21 protein-coding genes and 1 pseudogene are annotated in these 20865 nt (G+C 71.5%); 8 read left to right on the top strand and 14 right to left on the bottom strand.

What is annotated here, in order from left to right; all coding sequences use genetic code 11:
• The first annotated feature begins 222 nt into the window (after positions 1 to 222).
• The gene (locus tag DEI83_RS16065; RefSeq protein ID WP_181431260.1) at positions 223 to 390 is read left to right on the top strand and encodes a hypothetical protein; all 168 of its coding nucleotides are present in this window, start codon (positions 223 to 225) and stop codon (positions 388 to 390) included.
• Here DEI83_RS16065 and DEI83_RS14925 read toward each other — a convergent pair whose 3' ends face one another.
• A complete protein-coding gene (locus tag DEI83_RS14925) occupies positions 391 to 1068 on the bottom strand; it encodes an NUDIX domain-containing protein (protein ID WP_146243367.1) in 678 nt (225 codons plus the stop codon).
• 92 nt (positions 1069 to 1160) lie between these two features.
• Between DEI83_RS14925 and DEI83_RS14920 the strand changes: the two genes are divergently transcribed.
• On the top strand, positions 1161 to 2108 hold the full coding sequence (locus DEI83_RS14920) for an ADP-ribosylglycohydrolase family protein (protein WP_111082725.1): 948 nt from the start codon (positions 1161 to 1163) through the stop codon (positions 2106 to 2108).
• Positions 2109 to 2172: 64 nt separating this feature from the next.
• On the opposite strand, the gene DEI83_RS14915 is transcribed toward DEI83_RS14920, so the two are convergent.
• From DEI83_RS14915 to DEI83_RS14905, 3 genes are read right to left on the bottom strand one after another with little or no spacing between them, the layout of a single operon-like run.
• On the bottom strand, positions 2173 to 2652 hold the full coding sequence (locus tag DEI83_RS14915) for a DUF4395 domain-containing protein (protein WP_111082724.1): 480 nt from the start codon (positions 2650 to 2652) through the stop codon (positions 2173 to 2175).
• Entirely contained in the window at positions 2649 to 3110 is a 462-nt protein-coding gene (locus DEI83_RS14910; protein ID WP_111082723.1) for a thioredoxin domain-containing protein, read from the bottom strand. The genes DEI83_RS14915 and DEI83_RS14910 overlap by 4 nt, the downstream gene beginning before the upstream one ends.
• 54 nt (positions 3111 to 3164) lie before the next feature.
• Positions 3165 to 3680, bottom strand: coding sequence for a hypothetical protein (locus tag DEI83_RS14905; protein ID WP_111082722.1), 516 nt, complete (start codon positions 3678 to 3680; stop codon positions 3165 to 3167).
• Between the two features lie 74 nt (positions 3681 to 3754).
• Between DEI83_RS14905 and DEI83_RS14900 the strand changes: the two genes are divergently transcribed.
• Complete coding sequence (locus tag DEI83_RS14900) at positions 3755 to 3973, top strand: DUF1653 domain-containing protein (protein ID WP_181431259.1); 219 nt, start codon at positions 3755 to 3757, stop codon at positions 3971 to 3973.
• A 23-nt stretch (positions 3974 to 3996) separates the two neighbouring features.
• Here the strand turns inward: DEI83_RS14900 and DEI83_RS14895 are convergent, their stop codons facing one another.
• Positions 3997 to 4365, bottom strand: coding sequence for a hypothetical protein (locus DEI83_RS14895; protein ID WP_111082721.1), 369 nt, complete (start codon positions 4363 to 4365; stop codon positions 3997 to 3999).
• An 87-nt stretch (positions 4366 to 4452) separates the two neighbouring features.
• On the opposite strand from DEI83_RS14895, the gene DEI83_RS14890 reads away from it, so the two are divergent.
• Positions 4453 to 7935 (top strand): bifunctional RecB family nuclease/DEAD/DEAH box helicase, encoded by a 3483-nt coding sequence (locus DEI83_RS14890; RefSeq protein ID WP_181431258.1) that lies wholly within the window; start codon positions 4453 to 4455, stop codon positions 7933 to 7935.
• 32 nt (positions 7936 to 7967) lie between these two features.
• On the opposite strand, the gene DEI83_RS14885 is transcribed toward DEI83_RS14890, so the two are convergent.
• From DEI83_RS14885 to DEI83_RS14865, 5 genes are all read right to left on the bottom strand, one after another.
• A complete protein-coding gene (locus DEI83_RS14885; RefSeq protein WP_111082720.1) occupies positions 7968 to 8765 on the bottom strand; it encodes a hypothetical protein in 798 nt (265 codons plus the stop codon).
• 206 nt (positions 8766 to 8971) lie between these two features.
• On the bottom strand, positions 8972 to 9625 hold the full coding sequence (locus tag DEI83_RS14880; RefSeq protein WP_111082719.1) for a GPP34 family phosphoprotein: 654 nt from the start codon (positions 9623 to 9625) through the stop codon (positions 8972 to 8974).
• Between the two features lie 2 nt (positions 9626 to 9627).
• Positions 9628 to 10056, bottom strand: coding sequence for an SseB family protein (locus DEI83_RS14875; RefSeq protein WP_111082718.1), 429 nt, complete (start codon positions 10054 to 10056; stop codon positions 9628 to 9630).
• A 114-nt stretch (positions 10057 to 10170) separates the two neighbouring features.
• Positions 10171 to 10974 carry an SDR family oxidoreductase gene (locus DEI83_RS14870; protein ID WP_111082717.1) on the bottom strand — a complete coding sequence of 268 codons (804 nt, stop codon included), beginning with the start codon at positions 10972 to 10974 and terminating at the stop codon, positions 10171 to 10173.
• A 155-nt stretch (positions 10975 to 11129) separates the two neighbouring features.
• Positions 11130 to 11942 carry an HNH endonuclease family protein gene (locus tag DEI83_RS14865; RefSeq protein WP_111082716.1) on the bottom strand — a complete coding sequence of 271 codons (813 nt, stop codon included), beginning with the start codon at positions 11940 to 11942 and terminating at the stop codon, positions 11130 to 11132.
• A 135-nt stretch (positions 11943 to 12077) separates the two neighbouring features.
• Between DEI83_RS14865 and DEI83_RS14860 the strand changes: the two genes are divergently transcribed.
• Positions 12078 to 12857 carry an aldo/keto reductase gene (locus DEI83_RS14860; protein WP_110891455.1) on the top strand — a complete coding sequence of 260 codons (780 nt, stop codon included), beginning with the start codon at positions 12078 to 12080 and terminating at the stop codon, positions 12855 to 12857.
• 354 nt (positions 12858 to 13211) lie between these two features.
• Here the strand turns inward: DEI83_RS14860 and DEI83_RS14855 are convergent, their stop codons facing one another.
• Entirely contained in the window at positions 13212 to 16646 is a 3435-nt protein-coding gene (locus DEI83_RS14855) for a DEAD/DEAH box helicase (RefSeq protein WP_146243366.1), read from the bottom strand.
• 136 nt (positions 16647 to 16782) lie between these two features.
• Here DEI83_RS14855 and DEI83_RS14850 point away from each other — a divergent pair, with 136 nt between their 5' ends.
• On the top strand, positions 16783 to 17226 hold the full coding sequence (locus tag DEI83_RS14850; protein ID WP_111082714.1) for a BLUF domain-containing protein: 444 nt from the start codon (positions 16783 to 16785) through the stop codon (positions 17224 to 17226).
• An 18-nt stretch (positions 17227 to 17244) separates the two neighbouring features.
• Here the strand turns inward: DEI83_RS14850 and DEI83_RS14845 are convergent, their stop codons facing one another.
• Positions 17245 to 18663 (bottom strand): amino acid permease, encoded by a 1419-nt coding sequence (locus DEI83_RS14845; RefSeq protein WP_111082713.1) that lies wholly within the window; start codon positions 18661 to 18663, stop codon positions 17245 to 17247.
• Between the two features lie 108 nt (positions 18664 to 18771).
• Positions 18772 to 19101 carry a hypothetical protein gene (locus tag DEI83_RS14840; RefSeq protein WP_111082712.1) on the bottom strand — a complete coding sequence of 110 codons (330 nt, stop codon included), beginning with the start codon at positions 19099 to 19101 and terminating at the stop codon, positions 18772 to 18774.
• Between the two features lie 137 nt (positions 19102 to 19238).
• Between DEI83_RS14840 and DEI83_RS14835 the strand changes: the two genes are divergently transcribed.
• Positions 19239 to 19628 (top strand): hypothetical protein, encoded by a 390-nt coding sequence (locus DEI83_RS14835; RefSeq protein ID WP_146241543.1) that lies wholly within the window; start codon positions 19239 to 19241, stop codon positions 19626 to 19628.
• Between the two features lie 96 nt (positions 19629 to 19724).
• On the top strand, positions 19725 to 20165 hold the full coding sequence (locus DEI83_RS14830; protein WP_111082710.1) for a hypothetical protein: 441 nt from the start codon (positions 19725 to 19727) through the stop codon (positions 20163 to 20165).
• 59 nt (positions 20166 to 20224) lie between these two features.
• On the opposite strand, the pseudogene DEI83_RS14825 reads toward DEI83_RS14830, so the two are convergent.
• Positions 20225 to 20865, bottom strand: a pseudogene (locus DEI83_RS14825) (hypothetical protein); the annotation flags it as partial.

Here is a 20865-nt window from a genome sequence, read left to right as displayed (position 1 = left end):
ACGCGATCCCCGCGCGCGACCCGGGCGACGTCTTCTTCGACTTCGAGGGCGACCCCCTGCACACCGAGGACGGCGTGCACTGGGGCCTCGACTACCTGTTCGGCCTGGTCGACGACCGCGCCGACTTCACCGCGTTCTGGGCCCACACGATCCGCGACGAGCGGCAGGGCGCTGATCGACTTCCTCGCCTTCGTCAAGGAACGCCGCGCCCAGCACCCGGGCATGCACGTCTACCACTACGCGGCGTACGAGCGGACGCACCTGCTGCCCCTCGCTACCCGGCACGGCGTGGGGGAGGAGGACGTCGATGACCTGCTCCGCGCGGGCGTCCCGGTCGACCTGTACCCGATCGTCCGCAAGGCCCTGGTGGTCGGGAGCCACAGTACTTGATCAAGAAGCTCGAGCCGCTGTACATGGGCGAGAACCTCCGCCTGAGCGGTGTAACGAGAGCAACGACCGGGGTTCCAGGATGAGCGCCGTGCCGCACTCACCCTCGCCGATACAACCCCGCCGGAACGTGTCCGGCTGCAACCGCATGCCGAGCACCGCTTCGTGCAACCGCCGCAACTCCGTCATCGTGAACGGCTCCGCGAGCAGCCCGTGCGGGTCCGGCCGCTCCCGATGGTCCTCCCGCAACTGCGCCACCGCGTACTCGAGGATGTCGTCATGCGCGTGCACCATCGACCCGGTTGACGCGACCGGCACCAGACGCGCCCGCTCCTCGTCGATCGTCAGGGCGGCGGCCGGCACCACGTCGAGGTGCGCCACCGCCAGCACCCAGCCACGGGAGTCGCGCGCCGGGTCGTCGAACACGTGCAGCTGCCGGGGCGCGAGCCCCTCCACGCCGGCCTTCTCACGCAGGGACCGCAGCACCGAGTCCGCCAGGCGCTCACCCTCGTGCACGAACGTCCCCGGCAGTCGCCAGTCACCGTCGACGACGTCACGGATCTGTAGCACGGACAGCTCGCCGTCGACCACGGTCATGACCGCGGTGTCGACCGCCACCGAGGGGTGTGGGTAGTCGACCAAGCGCTTGCCGTTCGGGTCGCGGTATTCGGGATCAGCCACGATGAGGAGTTTACGCGTACTTGCGCAAACGGGCTGGGTCGTGCACCATCGAGTTAGCGCAGCAATGCGTAAAACCGGACGGAGACCACCAGATGTTCGAGCACACGACGATCCTCGACCGCGCCGTCGGCGCGGTCCTCGGCTCCGCCGCCGGCGACGCCCTCGGTGCCGGCTACGAGTTCCAGCCGCCCGTCCCGGAGCCGACGCTGATCCTGATGAGCGGCGGCGGCTCGTTCGGGTGGCGACCAGGGGAGTGGACGGACGACACGAGCATGGCGGTGCCGATCCTCCAACCCGTTGCCCGAGGCGAGGACGCCGCCGCGGAATCCGCTCTCGACGGCTTCGTCGCCGCCTGGGCGGAGTGGGCGCAGGACGCACCCGACGTCGGGATCCAGACCCGACGCGTCCTGGCCGGTCTGGAGGAACGGACCGCCTCCGCCAGCCGCGTTGCTGCCCGCCAGGTGCACGAGTCGGGTGGCCGGTCGGCCGGGAACGGCTTGCTCATGCGGACGGTGCCGCTTGTCCTGGCGTACCTGCGTGGCGACGACGGCGAGGAGGAGCGGCTCGCCTCGGCGGCGCGCGCGGTCAGCGACCTGACGCACCACGAGGCAGACGCGGGCGATGGGTGCGTGCTGTGGTGCGTCGCGATCCGGCACGCAGTGCTGCACGGTGAGCTCGACGTCCTGCGGGGGCTGGACCTGCTCGAGCCCGCGGCCCGCCGGGATTGGACAGAGCGCCTCGTCACGGCGGAGCACGCCGAACCGGTCGACTTCACCGAGACGAACGGGTGGGTGGTGTCGGCGCTGCAGGCGGCCTACGCGGCGGTCCGGCGGTCGACCTCGCTCGAGGACGCGCTCGTGCGGGCGGTCCGGACGGGCAACGACACCGACACGGTCGCGGCGATCGCGGGAGGTCTCGCGGGAGCGCTGTACGGGGCGGCGGCGCTGCCGGAGGAGTGGCGGGCCGTGTTGCACGGGTGGCCGGGCCTCCGCGCGGACGACCTCGTCGCGCTGTCGGAGCAGGCAATCGGCCGGCACTGACCAGAGGCACCGGAGTCGGCGTCGGAAGCTGCCGTGGGGGTATCTTCCGACGCCGGACCCGGTGCTACGCGACGCTGCTGCGGCCCCGGAACACCCCGACCCGCACCAGCCAGACGTGCATCAGGCATCCGATGCAGACGTCGAACGCTGCGTTGAGGAACGCTGCGACCAGTGCGACGGCAGCGCCGACCGGGGCGGCGTAGGGGACGCCGATGAGCGCCAGGACGAGTGCGACCCCGGTCACCACGAGTCCGACCCGCTGTGCGAACGTCGGGGGCTCGGGCGCCTCGACTTCCGCGGGCGGGCCGAGCCGCGGGCGCACCAGACGACGGAACAGCGCGCCGTACGGGTGACGGGCGATGCCGGCCAAACCTCCCCAGGCGAAGAGCGCGGCGATGACGGCGAGCAGAACGATGCCGGTCGTCCGTGTGCTCTCGTTGAGGGTGAGGACGATGTCGAGCGCGAGCAGGACCGCCGTGATCGCGGCGCCGAAGCGGGGCGAGCGCGGGTCGATCCCTCGGGAGGGTGCGGGGCTGGTGGTCACGAGTGCTCCTCGGTGAGGACGGCGTCGAGTGCGGTGACGAGTTCGGGCTGGCGGGGTGGTCCGCCGAAGCGGGCTCGGACGGTGTGTTCGCCGTCCACGAGGAGCACGGTCGGGGTCTGCATCACGTCGAAGCGGCGAGCGAGATCCGGTCGTTCGGCGAGATCGATTTCGAGTCGCCGGACGCGGTCCGGACCCTTCGCCGTTGATCTCGACGCGGCGACCGCGTCGAGCTGTCTCGCCGTGACGGGGCAGCGTGCGCATGTGGGTGTCGAGAACTGGAGGAGTGTGGCGGCGGTGCCGAATGCCTCCCGGCTGGCGAGGTCGGCCACCGTCGTCGCGTCGCTGGCCCGGGGAGTGACCACGCGTGCTCGCCCGGTCCGGCTGCGCAGCAGCAGACCGAGGACCGTCGCGATGGCGAGGACGCCAGCGACGATCGCGAGCGAGAGGGCGACGGTCATGGCCTGGACCCTACGTCGCCCGGGCCGCTGGACCAAGGATGTTGAGCGGTGTGACTAGTCGGGCAGCCCGAGCCGCTCGCACTCCGCCCACTGCTCGGGCCGGCGCTTGTCGAGCCACGTGGTGAACTCCCGGTAGCCGCGGTAGTTCGTGAAGACCATGAACTGCTTCTTCCGCTGCTCGTTCCAGGCGGTGAGGCTGATGAACGTCACGCTGCCGTTCGACTGCTTGCCGAGGCGGAGCGTGTGGATGTCGTCGACTTCGCGGCGGCGGAACTTGCCGAAGCCGGACTTCACGTCGTAGTGCCGGTCGTACACGTTGATGCGACCGGCGGCGAGTCCCAGGCCGAGCAGCAAGGACCCGGCTCCGAGGACGATGAAGATGCCGAACGCGGGGCTGTCGTCCGAGCCCGCGATGAGCTGGAAGATGAGCCCCGGAACCCCGATGAACAGGCAGATCACTCCGAGGGCCAAGAAGATCACCCCGGGGAACAGCGGCCGGCGCACGACGATCATCGGCGCCACCTCCGCCTTGGTCGCGCTTCCGCCCCACTGGTTGATGCTGTCGCTCATCGTTCCCCCTCCGACGGACACCGTACCGGGAACCGCGACGCCCGGTCGGCTGTCGTCTCCGTAGCATCGGGAGGATGAGCGACGACGTGACCCCAGGGCGGTACCGGCACTTCAAGGGCGGCGAGTACCAGGTCGTGCTCCTGGCGCAGGACGTCGAGACCGAGGAGCCCGTCGTCGTGTACCAGGCGCTGTACGGCGAGCGCGGGCATTGGGTGCGAAGTCTCGCGGACTTCACCGCGCATGTGTCACGTGACGGGTACGACGGTCCGAGGTTCGTGCGTCTGGAGTCGTGAGGCGGCGCGGCCGCGACCGCGGCTCAGAGCGCGGCGCGGGCCTCCTCGATCGCCGCGATGAGCCCCCGGACGCCCCACACGACGAAGCGACCGTGCACACCGCTCCGCAGTTCGACCCGGAGTTGCCGCGACAGGCCTCGTGAAACGTCGCTGAGGGACGCGATCTCGGACAGGGGGAAGCCGAACTGCGGACGGACGCGGTTCACCGCGTGCCCCTCGAAGAACAGCGCGGTCGAGGTGAGGGCGAGCTTGCCGCCGATGCCCTCCGTGCCCTTCCGCCCCGGCACGAGCAGGCCCAGCTCAGCCGCGACGGACCGGTCCTTCGCACCGTGGTCGATGAGCAGGTTGGCGTTCTTCCGCAGCAGTTCGGTGCTGGAGTCCCCGGGTTCCATGGGGCCACCGTACGGGAGGCGGGTGCTCGCGCCAGTGACGTCAGTGCCCGCCCCTACCCTGGACGGACACCGACAGCAGGGAGCGCAGTGCAGATCACCGAGGACGGCCGAGCCCTGCTCAGCCCGAGCGACCTCACCACGTGGGCGACCTGCGAGTGGGCGTTCCTCCGCCGCCTCGACGCCAAGCTCGGCCGCGGCGAACCCCTGCCCGACGAGCACGACGACATGCTCGACCGGACGGCCCGCCTGGGGGACCAGCACGAGCTCGACTACCTCGAGATCCTGAAGCAGTCCCACGACGTGGTGGAGTTCGACCGCCCGGCCCCGCCGCAGTACCGGGAGGCCGCAGCCGCAGCGCTCCAGGCAATGCGGGACGGCGCGGACGTCCTGTACCAACCGACGTTCCATGCCGACGACTTCATCGGTTTCGCGGACTTCATCATCCGCAACGACCGCGGCGAGTACGAGGTCTACGACACCAAGCTCGCCCGCCACGCCAAGATCAGCGCTCTGCTGCAGCTCGCCGCCTACGCCGAGCAGATGCGCGTGCACGGCATCCCGACCGGGCATCAGGTGCACCTGGTCCTCGGCGACCGGACGACGACCACGCACGAGCTCGCCGACATCGTGCCCGTGTACCGCACACAGCGCGCTGAGCTGATCCGCGTGATCGCCGAGCGGATGGCCGGCGACGATCCGATGCAGTGGGGTGATCCCCGCTACTCCAGCTGCGGCCGGTGCTCCGCGTGCCAGCAGGAGGTGCAGCGTCACCGGGACCTGGTCCTCGTCGCCGGCATGCGCCTCGACCAGCGGACGAAGCTGATCAGGCAGGGGGTGCGGTCGATCGACGACCTCGCGGTCCACACCGCACCGGTGGCGACCATGTCGAAGACGACACTGGATCGTCTGGTACGGCAGGCGAGCCTCCAGATCGAGACGGAGCGCGCAGCGAACCGGAGCGACGGGACGGACGCGGGACGGACCGGTCCTGCCTTCGAGGTCCTCGACCCGCGTGCCCTCGACGCGATCCCGGCACCCGATCCTGGCGACGTCTTCTTCGACTTCGAGGGCGACCCGCTCCACACCGAGGACGGCGTGCACTGGGGCCTCGACTACCTGTTCGGCCTCGTCGACGACCAAGCCGAGTTCCGCGCGTTCTGGGCACACACCATCCGCGACGAGCGCCAGGCGCTGCTGGACTTCCTCGCGTTCATCACCGACCGCCGCGAGCAGTACCCGGACATGCACATCTACCACTACGCCGCGTACGAGCGGACACACCTGCTGTCCCTCGCCGCCCGGCACGGGGTGGGGGAGGACGCGGTCGACGACCTGTTGCGCGCGGGCGTCCTGGTCGACCTGTACCCGATCGTGCGGAAGGCCCTGGTGGTCGGCAGCCGCAGCTACTCGATCAAGAAGCTCGAGCCGCTGTACATGGGCGACGACCTGCGCCTGAGCGACGTGACGAACGCGGCCGACAGCATCACCGCCTACGTCGACGCGATCGAGGAGCTCCGCACCGGCGATCCCGCCGAGGGGCAGCGGCAGCTCGACCAGGTCGCCGACTACAACGCCTACGACTGCCGGTCGACGCTGCGCCTCCGCGACTGGCTGCTCGGCCTCCGCGCCGAACACGCACCGGACGCCACCACCACGACCGAGCTCGAGGGCCTGCCGCCGATCCCGGTCGAGCGCGAGCCGAACTCGGTGACCGTCGCGCTCACGGAGTACCTCGGCGACGTCGACGCCCTCGACCGGACGCCCGACCAGACCGCGCTGGCGCTCGCCGCGGCCGCGATCGACTACCACCGCCGCGAGGCGAAGACGTTCTGGCAGGACCACTTCGACCGGCTCCGCAACCCGGTCGACGAGTGGGCCGACACCCGGGACGTCCTGGTGGTGGTGCGCGCGTCCGTCGAGCGCGACTGGGCGACGCTGCCGCGCGCCCGCTCGCTGTCACGGGAGATCCGGTTGTCGGGAACGCTCGCGCCCGGCTCGCGGCTCCGGCCGGGAGGCTCGCCCCACCTCGTCTACGACGACCCACTCCCGGCGTCCATCACCGCCCCGGGTCCCGGCTCGAAGGGCGCGACGGACCGCGCCACGATCCTGGAGGTCTGGGACAACGGCGACGCCACCGAGGTGCTCCTCCTCGAACGCATGCCGGTCGGCGGGGGAGAACCGCACGCGGACTTCCCGGTCGCGCTCGCGCCCTCGTCGCCGCCTCGCGCGAAGCCGCAGCCCGAGGCCATCGCCGAGTGGGGTGCCGAGGTGCTCGATGCCCTGCCCGAGATGCTGCCCGACCCGGCGCTCGACCTCCTCCGACGGGTGCCGCCGCGCGGGGCCCTCGTGCCGGTCGTCGGCGATGACACGGTGGGCGCGGTGGTGGCGACCCTGCTCGGACTGGACCGGTCGTACCTGGCGATCCAGGGGCCTCCTGGCACGGGCAAGACGTACGTCGGATCGAACGTCGTGGCGAAGCTCGTGCGCGAGCACGGGTGGCGGGTCGGGGTCGTCGGACAGTCGCACGCGACGAGCGAGAACTTCCTCGACGCCGTCATCGCCGCCGGGGTTCCGGCGGAGCGGGTCGTGAAGCAGCCGAAGAGCGGTGCCGACGCCGAGGAGATCGAGGCCGCACGGTGGACCCCCGTGAAGAACGGTGCCGCCATCGCCGCGTTCCTGCAGTCCTGCGCTGACACGGGCGCCGGGGGAGTCGTCGGCGGGACGGCATGGACGTTCGCGAACGACGCGACCATCGGCCGGCGTTCCCTGGACCTGCTCGTCGTCGACGAGGCCGGCCAGTTCTCCCTCGCGCCGACCATCGCCTCCGCGATCGCCGCCTCCCGTCTGCTGCTGCTCGGCGACCCGCAGCAGCTGCCCCAGGTGTCGCAGGGGTCGCACCCCGAGCCGGTCGACGAGTCCGCGCTCGGGTGGCTGGCGGACGGTGAGCACGTGTTGCCGCCGGAGTTCGGGTACTTCCTGGCGAAGACCCGGCGGATGGAGCCCGCGCTGACCGCCGCTGTGTCGGGGCTGTCCTACGACGGGCAGCTCGCGTCGATGGTGTCCGGGCGGCACCTCGAAGGCATCGACCCGGGCGTGCACCCGGTGCCCGTCGTGCATGCGGGCAACACGACCTCGTCGCCGGAGGAGGCGGCGCAGGTCGTCGCCCTCGTCGCGGACGTCGTCGGCCGCACCTGGACGGACGAGCACGGCACGCGGACGCTCACCGACGAGGACGTGATCGTCGTCGCGCCCTACAACGCGCAGGGGGCGGTGATCCGGGACGCGCTCGACCGGGCGGGCTTCCACGGGACGCAGGTGGGGACCGTCGACCTGTTCCAGGGCCGGGAGGCCGTGGTCTCGATCACCTCGCTGGCCGCGTCCTCGGCGGCGGACACCCCGCGCGGGCTCGACTTCCTGCTCATGCCGAACCGGCTCAACGTGGCGCTCTCACGGGCAAAGTGGGCGGCGTACCTCGTGCACTCGCCGGCGCTGACGACAGCGCTGCCGCCGTCGATCCCGGGGCTGGCACTGCTGTCGCGGTTCATCGAGCTGGTGGCGCCGCGGGGGTGAGCCTGGCGGTGCGGAGCGGGCGATCCGCGGCGTCAGCCGACTTCCACTGTCCCCACCGACGAGTTGAACGAGGCAGTCGTCTGGAACTGGCTCCCGTGCAGCGTCACCGCCCACGCGGCCGCGTCGGGCGCGACCGAGTACGTCAGCTGCGCACCGGGTGGCACGGCTGCCAAGACCGTGCCATCGAGGAGCCGGACGGCCGCGTCGTCCCCGGTGCTGACGACGAGCGTGGGCGGGAACGGGCCGGCACCGAACCGCTCACGCATCACGAAGGCGAGTGTTCCCGCCGTCTGCGCGAGCCCGTTCCGCTCCTCGTCGGCCGACGTCGGGAGCGCGGCTGACGGGACGCCGGTGACTGCATCCGACTCGGGATCTGCCGGTACGGCAGCGGCTGCCGCAGCCTCCTGCTCGGTTGTCCGGTCCTCGGAGGAACGGTCGACCGGCGCGGTCGTCGCTGCCACTGCCGCCGGACCTCGACCGGGATCGGCGATCGGTAGGGAGAGCGCGGGGAGCGCGATTCCGGTCATCCCGAGCAGGAAGGCGATCATCGCGTAGGCCATCAACGCTGTGCCGACAGCGCCGAGGACTGCACCACCCCGACCGAAAGCACGAACGGTTGCCGAACCCCATCGAGCGATCCGCACGGCGTGCGTACCGACGACCATGGCAGTGATTCCGATGGTCGACGCGACGAAGCCGGTCGAGACCCCGTCCTGCTGCGGCTCGACGAGAGCCAGGACCATGGTGCCGCCGCCGAGCAGCATCGCGAGCCAGGCGTACGCGGCGGGGCGGGTCTGGTGCTTCGCCGACGTCGCTTCGTAGGTCGTCATCGTCGCGATCGGCGGGATCGAACGACCACCACCACCAGATCGGTTTTCAGGCGGGGACCAGTCTCGTGGCCCCGGATCGCCGAGCGGCATGGTGTTCCCCCTGTTCGCCGTCTGGACCGGACCATCCTGGCGTTGAGGAGAGTGGCTGAGGCATCCCCAGTTATGGTGCAGCGGGCGCCTCGGGCTGGCGAGCTGCGGGCCGACGGTCAGCTGGAGGTCGACATGGGACCCACCGCGCCTGCGCCGATCGTCGCGGCCGTGTGGCGGGTCTGAACGACCGATTGCACTGCCCCGGCTACCCAGTCCCCGTCCGTCAGTGCCTTGACGCGCTGCCGGTCGACCTTGCCGAACTGCCCGCGCAGCGTCCCCGTGGCGTTGAGCAGCCCGATGAGCGCGACCGCGAACGGCGTGGGCGCGGCGCCGAGGTGGAGGACGTCGCCGATCTCGCCACGCAGGAGCTTCGCCGGCCCGCCGTCCCGCTCGGGCCAGCGCGCTGACGCGAGGATGCCGAAGATCCAGTGCTCCTGCCGCGTCACGATTCCGCGGTCGACGAGCCCGCCGAGGACCGACGCCCGGAGCGTAACGTTCGCGTTCCGGGACACCCAGGAGGCGGGTCGGCGCGGCGATGGCGAGAGGTCGATCTGTTCCTTCATCCCGTCGATCGCCGGGTCACCGGCGGGAGCGGACTTCACCGGGACCACCTTTCGCCCGTCGAACTGCAGCACTCCGCGGAGCGCCAGGTCGCCGAGGACGGCGCCCGCGAGACCGGGGTCGAACGTCTGGCCCGTGGTGGCGAGTTTGCCGTCCGGACGCAGGAGCAGCAGCGCGTACGCCTGCGGCAGCGTCAGCTGGGCGGACATCGTCAGTCCTCCTCGCCCTCGTTCGGCACGCCGCCGATGCCCGCGCGCAGCCCGGCGAGCACGTCCGCCTGCAGGAAGCTCGCCGCCTGGGCACTGGTCGGGTCGACGACGATCCCGAACTCTTCCGGCAGCGCGGCGACGAGTTCGGCCATCGGCATCGCCCGGGCTTCCAGCCCAGGGAGGCTCGTCCGCAGCTCCGACGGGTCGGTGAACACGGGGACGAACTGGCGTTCGCGGATGACGACGTGCGCGACACTGCCGTCCGCGGGGTCACCGCCGGCCCCGTCGGTCTTCCACGGCACCCACGCGGCGCTGCCGAGGAAGCCCTCGGCAGACTCGCTCATGCGTCGCCGCAGCTGGCCGGCGTCGTTCGGCACCGCGTCCTCGGCACCCGGGCCGAAGCTCGACCCTGTCGTTCCGTTCGCGCTCATCGCGTTCCCCCTCCAGGGTCGTGTCACCGGCCATGCTGCCACGCAGGAGGGGCGGGACGGGCGGGGCGCGCCTCCTGTCAGGAAGGCGCGCCCTGGTGGCACGGACCGTGGAGGTCAGTACTTGGCGGACTGCCCGCCGTCGATCGGGACGACCGCGGCGTTGATGTAGGACGCGTCGTCGGACAGCAGGAACGCGACGACCGACGCGATCTCGGGTGCCTCACCGTAGCGCTTGGTGGGGTTGACCTGGATGAACTCCTCGGCGGCCTTGCGCGGGTTCTCCGGGTCGATCTGCTTCATCGAGTTCTCGACCATCGGCGTCCAGATCGCGCCCGGGGCGATCGCGTTGATGCGGATGCCGTACTGGCCGTACTCGACGGCGGAGTTGCGGGTCAGTCCGACCACGCCGTGCTTGGCGGCGGCGTAGCCGGACTGGTTGCCGACGCCCCGGATGCCGCCGACGCTCGCGGTGTTGACGACCATGCCGGAGCCCTGCTCGCGCATCACGGCGAGGACCTTCTCGAGCCCGAGGAACACACCACGGAGGTTGATCGAGACGACCTTGTCGAACTCGGCGGCGGTGAACGACTCGGTGAGGTTCTGCTTGCCCTCGATACCGGCGTTGTTGAAGAAGCCGTCGATGCGGCCGAAGCGCTCGCGGGTGGCGGCGACGTACGCGTCGACCTGCGCCTCGTCAGCGACGTCGGCGATGGTCGTGAGGACCTCGGCATCCGGAGCGGCTTCGAGGACGGCGGCCTTCGTCGCCTCGAGGCCCTGCTCGGAGACGTCGACGAGGGCGAGCTTCGCGCCCTCGGTGGCGAGACGGACAGCGGTGGCGCGGCCGAGGCCGGAGCCGCCGCCGGTGATGAGCACGACGCGGTCGGTGAAACGCGTGCTGGTGGAACTGGTGCTGGTCATGAGGGCCTCCTGCGGTCTTCGACGATGAAGGGCTCGGGGTCCGGAAGCGGTGCGCTGGGTCGCGGCACCGGGCGGCGAGTCCGGTCCGACGGTGTCCGCCGGACACGAGTTACGCTACAGGTGTCGTCTGACTGCGAGCGGTGTGGCGAGGTCTCTCAGCAGGCCGCGAGCACCCGCTCCATCGCGTCGCGTTCGGCCGGCACGACCCACAGTCGGTACTCCGCCTTCACGGCGATCTGGTGTTCGACGTACTCGCAGCGGAAGCCCTTCGCCGCCGGCAGCCAGGTCGCCGCGTCCGCCGACCGCTTCTGCGCGTTCGACCGCCCGTCGACGGCGAACAGGTTGTCCGGGTCGTTCGCCAGTGCCTGCCGTTCGGCCTGGCTGAGCTGCTGTGCCCCGGTGCGCCACGCGTTCTCGAGCGCCACGACGTGGTCGATCTGCACGAGGGTGGACGTCGTGTTCCCCCGCACGAAGGCGACCGGAGCGCCCGTGTAGGGGGAGACGAGGTCGCCGGACAGGACCTTGCAGGGGCCCTGCCGCACGATGTCGGTCAGGTCGCGGGCCAGGACGTCGTTCCTCGTGTCGCAGCCGTTGTGGTCGACGTCGAGCCACGCGGTGCCGAAGTCCGCCTCGCGGTCGTAGCCCGTCGACGGCGCCTTCCCCTTCACGGGCAGGGCGGCGAGGGTTGCCCGGGCTGCCGCGGCATCGGTCCCGTCGCTGCTCCCGCCGGCGGACGGACTGGAGGCCCGGCTCGGCTCTGGTGCGCCGGGCGTCGGTGTCGACGCGGTGGCGATGGTCGGCTCGTCAGCGGGGTCGATGGTGGCGCTGGTGGTCGCGGCGCTCGTCGAGGCACCGGCGTCGGTGGTGAGGACCCCCGACGCGAACAGCGCCCAGATGCCCAGGGCGAGGGCGAGCGCGACGATCGAGGACTGGACGGTGGTGCGGGTGCGGCGTCGACGGGACGTCATGCTCGGTGGTGCTCCTGGTGGTGCTCGGGGGACCCGTCGATCCTGGCGGAGGCCGGCGACACGGTCGGGAAGCCGCACCGTGCACGGACGAAGGGACCTGGGTCCGCCGTCCCGCACCGCGCGTAGAGAGGAGCCATGACCGACTACGCACAACCGTCCGTACCCGTCACCGGAGGCTCGATGCCGCTCCTCGGCTTCGGCACCTGGCAGATCGAGGAGCCCGACGCTCCCGCCGCGGTCGCCGCTGCCCTCCAGGCCGGCTACCGCCACATCGACACCGCGACCGGCTACCGCAACCAGCGCGGTGTCGGGAAGGCGATCGCCGAGTCCGGCCTCGCCCGCGAGGACCTGTTCATCACCACGAAGCTCCCGCCGGACAACGCCGACCGTGTCCGGGAGACGATCGAGGAGAGCCTCGACCAGCTCGGCCTCGACCACCTCGACCTGTGGCTCGTGCACTGGCCGCCGAACGGCGAGGCCCGTCCGGACGTCTGGCAGCAGCTCGTCGAGGCGCAGCAGGCCGGCCTGACGAAGGCGATCGGTGTGAGCAACTACTCGCTCGACCAGATCGACGAGCTGATCGACGCGACCGGTGCGACCCCGGCCGTGAACCAGATCCGCTGGAGCCCGGTGGAGTTCGACCGTGCCGTGGCCGACGGCTTGCGCGACCGGGGTGTCGTCCTCGAGGGCTACAGCCCCTTCAAGGCGAGCAACCTGCAGGACCCGACGCTGGTCGAGATCGCCCAGGCGCACGACGCCGACGCCGCGCAGGTCATCGTCGCGTGGCACGTCGCGCACCAGTTCGTCGTCATCCCGAAGTCGTCGAACCCGGACCGCATCCGGTCGAACGCCGCCGGGGCGACGCTGGAGCTGAGCGCGGACGAGATCGCGCGGATCGACGGCCTCGGCAACTGACCGACCGCTGCACCGTCACCGGCCTGGTGGGACCAACACCCGCCAGGCCGGTTCTCTGTGGGGATCCGTCTCGCTGCAGTCGATCACGGGAACCCGAGTTTGCGCGTTGGTCGTGGCGACGCCCTCCCACTCGTACGACTCGACGACGTCCAGCGCTCGCGCGTGCGCCGCGTCCTCCGCGTCGGTGCCGCGATGATGACGTTGGCGTCGAGCGTCAGCATCCGCCCGTGGTCCGCACGCGGGTGGCGGTGTGCGGAGCAGGGCTGGCGAGGAGCATGGCGAGACGGTAGCGAGCAGGTCCGGCCAGGGCCAAGGAATCGGTACTTCGTATGTCGCTGCAGCTCGGTCTCGGGCTCACGCCAGCAACGACCGGATGTCCTCCGCGCTCAACCCCTCGGCGAACAGCGCGTCGTCGTCGATCATCGTCGCGAAGAGCTGCGCCTTCCGCTGCGCCAGCGCGAGCACCTTCTCCTCGATGGTGTCCTCGGCGATGAGCCGTTCGACCGTCACCGACCGGGTCTGTCCGATCCGGTGCGTCCGGTCGACCGCCTGGTTCTCGGCGGCCGGGTTCCACCACGGGTCGAGCACGAAGACCGTGTCCGCCTCGGTCAGGGTGAGTCCGAACCCGCCGGCCTTGAGCGAGATGAGGAACGCCGGGGCCGTGCCGTCCCGGAAGCGGTCGATGACCACCCCTCGGCGCCGAGTGGACCCGTCGAGGTACTCGTACGCGACCCCGCGCTCGTCGAGGGCGGTCGCCACGATCTTGAGGAACGAGGTGAACTGGCTGAACACGAGCGCCCGCCGGCCTTCCGCCGCGAGCTGTTCGAGCTCGTCGAGCAGCAGGTCGAGCTTGGCGCTCGGCACGTCGTCGTGGTCGTCGGACACGAGCGCGGGGGAGAGCGCGAGCATCCGGAGCAGGGTGAGGGACCGGAACACGATCATCCGGTTGCGGTCGAGGTCGTCCACCAGGTCGAGGACCTTGAGCCGCTCCCGGTTCAGCGTCGTCTCGTACAGGTCGCGGTGGGCGGGGTCGAGGGTGACGCGCACGACCTGTTCGACCTTCTCGGGCAGGTCAGCGGCGACGCTCTCCTTCGTCCGTCGGAGCATGAGCGGCCGGATCCGGCGCCGGAGTCGGTCGGTCAGTTCCTTCCGCGCCGCACCACGGAGGTCGGGCGAGGCGAGGGGCTTCACGTAGTCGTCGCCGAAGCGCGTCCACGACGACAGCAGCCCGGGCGCGACGATCGAGAACAGCGCCCAGAGGTCGGCGAGCCCGTTCTCGAGCGGTGTCCCGGTCACGGCGATCTTGACGGGAGCATGGAGCTCCGCGGCGACCCGGTGCGTCTGGGACTGCGGGTTCTTCACGAACTGCGCTTCGTCGAGCAGCAGCGCCGACCAGGTCCGGTCGAGGTAGGCGGCCGCATCGAGGCGGAGCAGCGCGTACGAGGTGACGACGACGTCGGACGCTGCGGCGGCTCGCGCGACCCGGGCGTGGTCCTTCAGCGAGGTCCCCGCGACCGTCGTGACGCGCAGCGACGGCACGAACTTCGCCGCTTCGTCCGCCCAGTTGCCGACGACGGAGGTCGGCGCGACGACGAGGAACGGCGGCGCCTCCGGGTCGGCGGCCCGACGGTCCGCGATCATCGCGAGTGCCTGCAGTGTCTTGCCGAGGCCCATGTCGTCGGCGAGTACGCCGCCGACACCGTGCTCGACGAGGAACGTCAGCCAGGCGTAGCCGTCACGCTGGTAGGGCCGGAGCTCGGCGTGGACCGTCGCGGGGACGACGGCGTCGGCCGGAGCGGTCGCGTCGAGCAGGCGGCCGGCGATCTCCTTCCACCGCTCGTCGTGCTCGGTCTCGTCGGCGAGCTGGTCGAACTCCGACCAGAGTGCGGCACGGTACGGGGTGACGGTCAGGGGCTGGTCGGGCTCCCACTCGTCGAGCTCACGCGCTTCCTCGATGATCTCCTTGAGCCGGTCGAACGCCGGGTCGGCCAACGACAGGTACGAGTTGTCGACGAGCTTCAGCCGCCGGTCACGCTTCGCGAGCGCCCGGAGCAGCGGCGTGAACGGGATCTCCTTGCCGTTGACGCTGACGATGATCCCGAGGTCGAACCAGTCGTGCTTCTCCGACGGCATCGTCGTCACGCGGATGTGCGGCCGGCCGCTCAGGCGTTCGTAGTCGACCCGTTCGCCCTGCACGACGACGCGGACGCCGAAGGCCGGCAGCGCGGGCAGCAGCTCGTTCGCGAGGACCGCGACGTCGGCGCCGTCGATGGTCCCGTCCTCGAACCAGGCGAGGCCGCCGCCCGGTCCGGGAGGCCCGGATCGCCCCGCCGCCGCGTCCTGCGTCTCCGGCTCGGCCGGCTCCAGGGCGGCATCTGCGCCCGCGTTCGCCGCCGGATCGGCCGCAGCGTCCGCGTCCGCGTCCGCGTCCGCATCAGCAGCAGGAGCGTCCGCACCCGCAGCATCGTCCGCAGCCAGGACGCTCCCGAGGTCGGGCAGCGGCCCGTGCAGCGCGACCGGGTCCTTCCGCCCGTCGACGCTCCACCGCCACTGCAGATGTGCCCGGTCGTCGGTCCGCGGCGCCCGTGCCGGTTCGAACGTCACGGTGAGCACGAGTTCCGGCGGCGTCCGTTCCGGCAGCTCGAGCGACCCGTCGGAGCTGACGAGCCCGAGCGACCCGCGCAGGCGCGGCGACCAGTCGGCCAGGAACTCGTCGACCTCGTCTGCGGGGACGGTGATCCGGGCCGCTTCGACCAGCATCCGGCGTTGGTCCTCCGGCACCGGTGCGGGGGTGGGGGCGAGCGTGACGTGCAACTCGGGGGACTCACGGAACGCGTACACACCGTGGTCCCCGACGACGCGTGCGGCGCCCTCGGCGACCGGCCGCCCGTCGATGACGGCGCTCGCACCGATGACCAACCCGTCGGCGGTGCGGACGGCGTCGAGCAGCACGCGGGCGTCGGCGCCGAGGTCGACCCCGGCCTCCCGCTTGCCGGTGACGAGCGCGATGCCGAGTGGTCCGGCCTGGCGGAGCAGCGGCCAGAGCAGGGGACTCCGGAAGTCGTCGAGGTGGATCCAGTCGCTCTCACCCGGTAGGCCGGCGAGCTGCCCGGCGCGGTGCAGCGCCGCGAACTGCATGAACCAGGCGTGCTGCTCCGGTTCGAGGCCGAGACGGTTCATCGAGTAGGGGAGTGCGCCCCAGGTCAGCTGTCCACGCACCCAGTTGCCGGCGGCGCTCCGACTCACCGGCCGCACTCCGAGTCGCACTGCGCGGGACGCGACGGGCATCGTCCGCCCCGCCGCCCGCGCTCGACCGGCGAGTCGGGCCGGTACGGCGTCCCGGAGTTCGAACTGGAGGCCCATCCCGCCGGTCGCGGGCAGGGTTCCGGACCCGGCGGGGTCGTCGTCGCCGGCGAGGCGGGCGAGGTCGCGCCTCCAATCCGGGGTCGGCGGCGTCGGGGCCTGCGTGCGCGGGCCGGCCTGCGCGGCCAGGGCCCGGGCGTTGACGGTGAGGAGTGCGGCGGCGACGTGCTTGCACTCGCCGCCGAGGGGGCACGTGCAGCGGCTGCGGACCGGGCGGACGAACTCACCGCGGGCGGTCGTCGTGTCGACGTGCACGTCGTACGGGCGGTCACCGCTGCCGCTCACGGTCGCGGTGATGGTGCCGTCTTCGTGCCAGGTGGCGTCCTCGACCAGACCGGCGCGCACGACGTCACGGGCCCGCCCGAAGGTCTGCGGCCCGACGAACCGGATGACGTCGACGGCGTCGATCATCGGGGCAGCTGGCACAGGGCCATCGTGCCAGGCGCCGCCGACGCTCCGGTACCAGGCCGACGGGCGGCACGCGGTCGGTCTGTCCGCATCGTGTCAGGCCCGTTCGGGGGCTGGTCGGTGGCCGCGTCGTTGAGCCATCATCGGGATCACCATGCTGCAGTCACTCGTTTACATGAGCTCGGCCACCCAGCCGTTCGATGACGACGCCCTCGACGAGGTGCTCGAGTACTCGCGCGAGCGGAACACCCAGGACGGCCTGACGGGTCTCCTGGTGCACCGCGCCGGGCGCTTCATGCAGTTGCTCGAGGGGCCGCACGACGCCGTCGTCGCGACCTACGGCCGGATCGTCGCCGACCCGCGCCACGACGAGGTCCGGCTGCTGGTGGAGGAGTCGATCCACACGCGCCGGTTCCCGGAGTGGAAGATGGCCTTCGACCGGGACGAGCAGGTCGAGCCGCCCTCGGGCTTCAGCGACTTCCTCGGGACGGGGGACACCAGCGCCGACGCGAGCCGTTCGCGCGAGCTCCTCCGCTGGTTCCGGAACCACCCGATGGCGGCGCCGACGGCCTCGCTCGGCAAGCACCGGCGCGACTGACCGCCGCCGAACGGGCGCTCACCTGCGAGGGGGTCCGGCGAGTTCGCTGTGCTTCCGCGAGTACGCGAAGTACACGACCAGGCCGATCGCGAACCAGATCGCGAAGCGCACCCACGTCTCCCACTGCAGGAACGAGACGAGCCACAGCGACGCCAGCACGCCGACCGCCGGCACGATCGGCATGAGGGGCAGCCGGAACTGCCGGTCGAGGTCGGGCTGCCGGTAGCGGAGCACGATGACCGCGGTGCAGACGACCACGAACGCGAGCAGGATCCCGATGTTCGTCAGCTCGGCGACGACCCCGATCGGCAGCACGCCGGCCAGGACCGCCGACGCGATCCCCAGGATCCAGGTCACCCGGGTCGGCACGTGGCGCTTCGGGTCGGTCTTCGCGAACCACTTGGGCATCAGGCCGTCGCGGCTCATCGAGAACCAGACGCGCGAAGCCCCGAGCATGAACGTCACCAGGACGGTCACGATGCCGACGATCGCCCCGATCGCGATCACGTTCGCGATCCCGCCGAGGCCGACCGACGCGAACGCCGACGAGAAGCCGGAGGCCGGGTCGATGTCCCGGTAGTCCTGCATCCCGGTCAGGACGAGCGTCGCGAGCACGTAGAGGACCATCGAGATGCCGAGGGACAGCAGGATCGCCTTCGGCATGTGCTTGCGGGCGTCGGTGGACTCCTCGGCGGCGGTGGACATCGCGTCGTAGCCGAACACGGCGAAGAACACCGTCGCGGCACCGGTCATCACGCCGCCGAAGCCGAACGGGAAGTACGGCGAGTAGTTGGCGCTGTCGATGTGGAAGACCCCGAGCACGATGATGAGCACGACGAGTCCGACCTTGATGCCGACCGCGACGAACTCGAACCGGGCGGCACTCCGGATGCCGCGCGTGAGGACGAACGCCGTCAGCAGACACAGCACGATCGCGAAGACGTCGACGACGTGGCCGTCGCCGGTGCCGGGTGCACCGAGCATCCAGGCGGGCAGCTCGATGCCGAACTGTCCGACCAGGAACCCGACGTACCCGGAGATGCCGATCGCGACCACCGCCACGATCGCGGTGTACTCGAGCAGCAGGTCCCAGCCGATGAACCACCCGACGATCTCGCCGAGCACCGCGTAGCCGTACGTGTAGGCGCTGCCGGCCTTCGGGATGAGGCCCGCGAACTCCGCGTACGACAGTGCCGCCGCCGCGCTGGCCACGCCGGCGACCAGGAAGCTGATGAGGACGGCGGGCCCGGCGACGCCGTTCGCGACGGTACCGGCGAGGGTGAAGATCCCCGCGCCGATGATGCCGCCGATGCCGATCGCGGTGAGCTGCCACAGCCCGAGGTGGCGTTTCAGGCCGCCCTCGCCCCCGGAGTCGTCGTCGATCGTGTCGATCGGCTTCCGGCGGAACACGGTGGAGGAGCGCGGCGTCGTTGCCATGCGGCCCATCCTGCACCCGTCACGGCGGATCGGCACCCGCCGCACCGGAGGCGGGTCGGGCCTCCCGTCCGGTCGGTGGCCGAGCACGGACGGACGGCTGCCCGTCCCTCACCGTCGCGCGTAGGGCCACCAGAACGGCGGCGGCAGCGCTCCGCCCGTCAGGATGACGAGCCCCTGGTAGGCGAGCATCCCGACCCCGAGCATCCCCAGCGCGGCCGCGAACCACGCCCACCGGCGAGCGGCACGTCGGCGACGGCCGATCCTGATCGCCCGCCACGCCGACAACAGGCCGAGTCCGCCGAACAGGAACCCGATCGCCAGGTGCCGGCCGACACCCTCGGCGGGCAGGATCAGCCCCTGCAGGAACGCGAACCCGCCGAGCAGCACGGCAGCGGTGGCAGGAGCTGCCGGGGGTTCGTGGTCGCGCGCACGGGCCATGCCCCGACCGTAGCGGCAACCGGCGCGGCGGCGACGAGGCACGATGGACCCATGCGTTCCTCCGCTCGGGTGCTCCTGCGTCCTGTCCTCGTGCTCGCGGCCGCCCTGTGGTCGAGCCGCCGGACGCGTGGCCGTCGATGACGCCCGCCGACGGTGACGGCCGGGAGGCCCGGACCGGCCCGCGCGGGGCCCGCCGCGCCGCCGACGTGGTCGCCTCCGTCGTCCTGCTGGTGGTCGACGCGCTCGCCGCGGTGACCGCCGGGTGGGGGATCTCGCTGCTCGCACTCGGGTTCGGCTCGTGCGAGGCCCCCGGCAACCGGTGCGACGAGGGGCTCGGCGGGACGGTCGTGACGCTCGCGCCGGTGCTCGTCGCGCTGGTGTTCCTCGCGACGGTCCTCTGCTGCGTGCGCCGCCTGGTCCGGCGGCGGATCGCGTGGCCGGTGGCGCTGCTCGGACTCGGGGTGCTCGTCGTCGTGTTCCTGGTGGCGCGGCTCGTCGTGGGCGGGACGGTCACGATCGGGATCTGAGCCGACAGTCCTGCACAGCTGCTCTGACGGGCGTGGTCGTCCACAGGTCGATCGCCGACGAGGCCTGGTCCGGCGTCGAGCGGTGACGCTGAGGGCATGCCAGACACCGACGTGCTCGAACGACTCGAGCGAACCGCAGTCCGTACCGACGACGACGTGGTCGACCTCGTCGTCGCCCTCCTCGAGACCCCTGTCCGACGACAGTGCTGGGTGTTGTTCCTCAGCGAGCGGGGCGTCCCCGTCCACCTGGTGATGCCCGTCGCGGACCTGCCCTACGAGCCCGACGACCGGGTCGCCGACTTCGGCGCCCTGATCGAGGACGTCGTCGCGCAGGTCGGCGCCGCCCAGGTCGTCATCGCCTGGGAACGGCCGGGCGCCACGGGGTTGTTCCCCGTCGACTGGGAGTGGGTCGACGCGATGGCCTGCAGCCTCGACGAGCACGGCGTCCGGCTGCGCGGTCAGGTCGTCGTGCACGACGACGGCGCGTCGATGATCGAACTCGACGACGACGAACCCGTCACCGCGGCGGTGGCGTGACCGCGGCGCCGGGGGCTGCCCACGGCGGCCAGCGGGCCCCTCGCAGCCGTGGGGTGCTGCTACCCCTGCGGTGCCACGTCCGGTACGGTCTCGCCGGTCAGGCCCTCGACCACGCGCTTCGCCGTCGGCCAGTACTTCGCGTAGTGGTCCGGATCGGCGTTCACCTGCACCGCGTGTGCCATCTGCGTCGGCGTCATGGTCTTCCACCCGGGCACCTTGACGAGCTTTGCGTAGAACATCGACGCCGCCGTGTACGGGTCCATCCGCTGCTCGTACGTGCCCCAGGCGCCGTTGTCGCGCTGCTGGAACAGCCCGCGGCTGTCCGGTCCGACGGCGTCGCCGTGGTCGAGGTTGACGAGTCCGGACTCCCCGATGGCGGTCATGACCCCGACCGCCTGCGTGTGCGGGCCGATGCCGAGGGCACGGGCGGCGCGGATAACCTCGGCGGCGTTCACCAGGCGGTCCTGGCAGAAGCCGGCGACCGGGCCGGCCGGCACCACGAGACCGCCCACCGTCCGGGCGGGAGCGGCCGGGCAGGTCAACGCCTTCGGGGTCGCCGACGACGACAGGACCCCGGACAGCGAGTTCACCGCGATGACGACGAGGACGATCACCCCGATGACGGCAGCGACGACGCCCACACCGAACACCGATGCGAGTGCGATGCCGGCACGGCGCATGGGCGGGTCCTCCGTCAGGG

Origin of the sequence: Curtobacterium sp. MCBD17_021 (assembly GCF_003234525.1) — a bacterium.
Taxonomy (GTDB): domain Bacteria; phylum Actinomycetota; class Actinomycetes; order Actinomycetales; family Microbacteriaceae; genus Curtobacterium.
This window is presented reverse-complemented; position numbering and strand designations above follow the sequence as displayed.

Coding starts and splice junctions, on each gene's coding strand:
- DEI83_RS14895 (WP_111082721.1), bottom strand. CDS start 4,365: ATGGAACCCGGGGACTCCAGCACCGAACTGCTGCGGAAGAACGCCAAC.
- DEI83_RS14920 (WP_111082725.1), top strand. CDS start 1,161: ATGTTCGAGCACACGACGATCCTCGACCGCGCCGTCGGCGCGGTCCTC.
- DEI83_RS14885 (WP_111082720.1), bottom strand. CDS start 8,765: ATGACGACCTACGAAGCGACGTCGGCGAAGCACCAGACCCGCCCCGCC.
- DEI83_RS14910 (WP_111082723.1), bottom strand. CDS start 3,110: ATGACCGTCGCCCTCTCGCTCGCGATCGTCGCTGGCGTCCTCGCCATC.
- DEI83_RS14830 (WP_111082710.1), top strand. CDS start 19,725: ATGCCAGACACCGACGTGCTCGAACGACTCGAGCGAACCGCAGTCCGT.
- DEI83_RS14900 (WP_181431259.1), top strand. CDS start 3,755: ATGAGCGACGACGTGACCCCAGGGCGGTACCGGCACTTCAAGGGCGGC.
- DEI83_RS14870 (WP_111082717.1), bottom strand. CDS start 10,974: ATGACCAGCACCAGTTCCACCAGCACGCGTTTCACCGACCGCGTCGTG.
- DEI83_RS14860 (WP_110891455.1), top strand. CDS start 12,078: ATGACCGACTACGCACAACCGTCCGTACCCGTCACCGGAGGCTCGATG.
- DEI83_RS14850 (WP_111082714.1), top strand. CDS start 16,783: ATGCTGCAGTCACTCGTTTACATGAGCTCGGCCACCCAGCCGTTCGAT.
- DEI83_RS14875 (WP_111082718.1), bottom strand. CDS start 10,056: ATGAGCGCGAACGGAACGACAGGGTCGAGCTTCGGCCCGGGTGCCGAG.
- DEI83_RS14835 (WP_146241543.1), top strand. CDS start 19,239: ATGACGCCCGCCGACGGTGACGGCCGGGAGGCCCGGACCGGCCCGCGC.
- DEI83_RS14840 (WP_111082712.1), bottom strand. CDS start 19,101: ATGGCCCGTGCGCGCGACCACGAACCCCCGGCAGCTCCTGCCACCGCT.
- DEI83_RS16065 (WP_181431260.1), top strand. CDS start 223: ATGCACGTCTACCACTACGCGGCGTACGAGCGGACGCACCTGCTGCCC.
- DEI83_RS14905 (WP_111082722.1), bottom strand. CDS start 3,680: ATGAGCGACAGCATCAACCAGTGGGGCGGAAGCGCGACCAAGGCGGAG.
- DEI83_RS14880 (WP_111082719.1), bottom strand. CDS start 9,625: ATGTCCGCCCAGCTGACGCTGCCGCAGGCGTACGCGCTGCTGCTCCTG.
- DEI83_RS14865 (WP_111082716.1), bottom strand. CDS start 11,942: ATGACGTCCCGTCGACGCCGCACCCGCACCACCGTCCAGTCCTCGATC.
- DEI83_RS14845 (WP_111082713.1), bottom strand. CDS start 18,663: ATGGCAACGACGCCGCGCTCCTCCACCGTGTTCCGCCGGAAGCCGATC.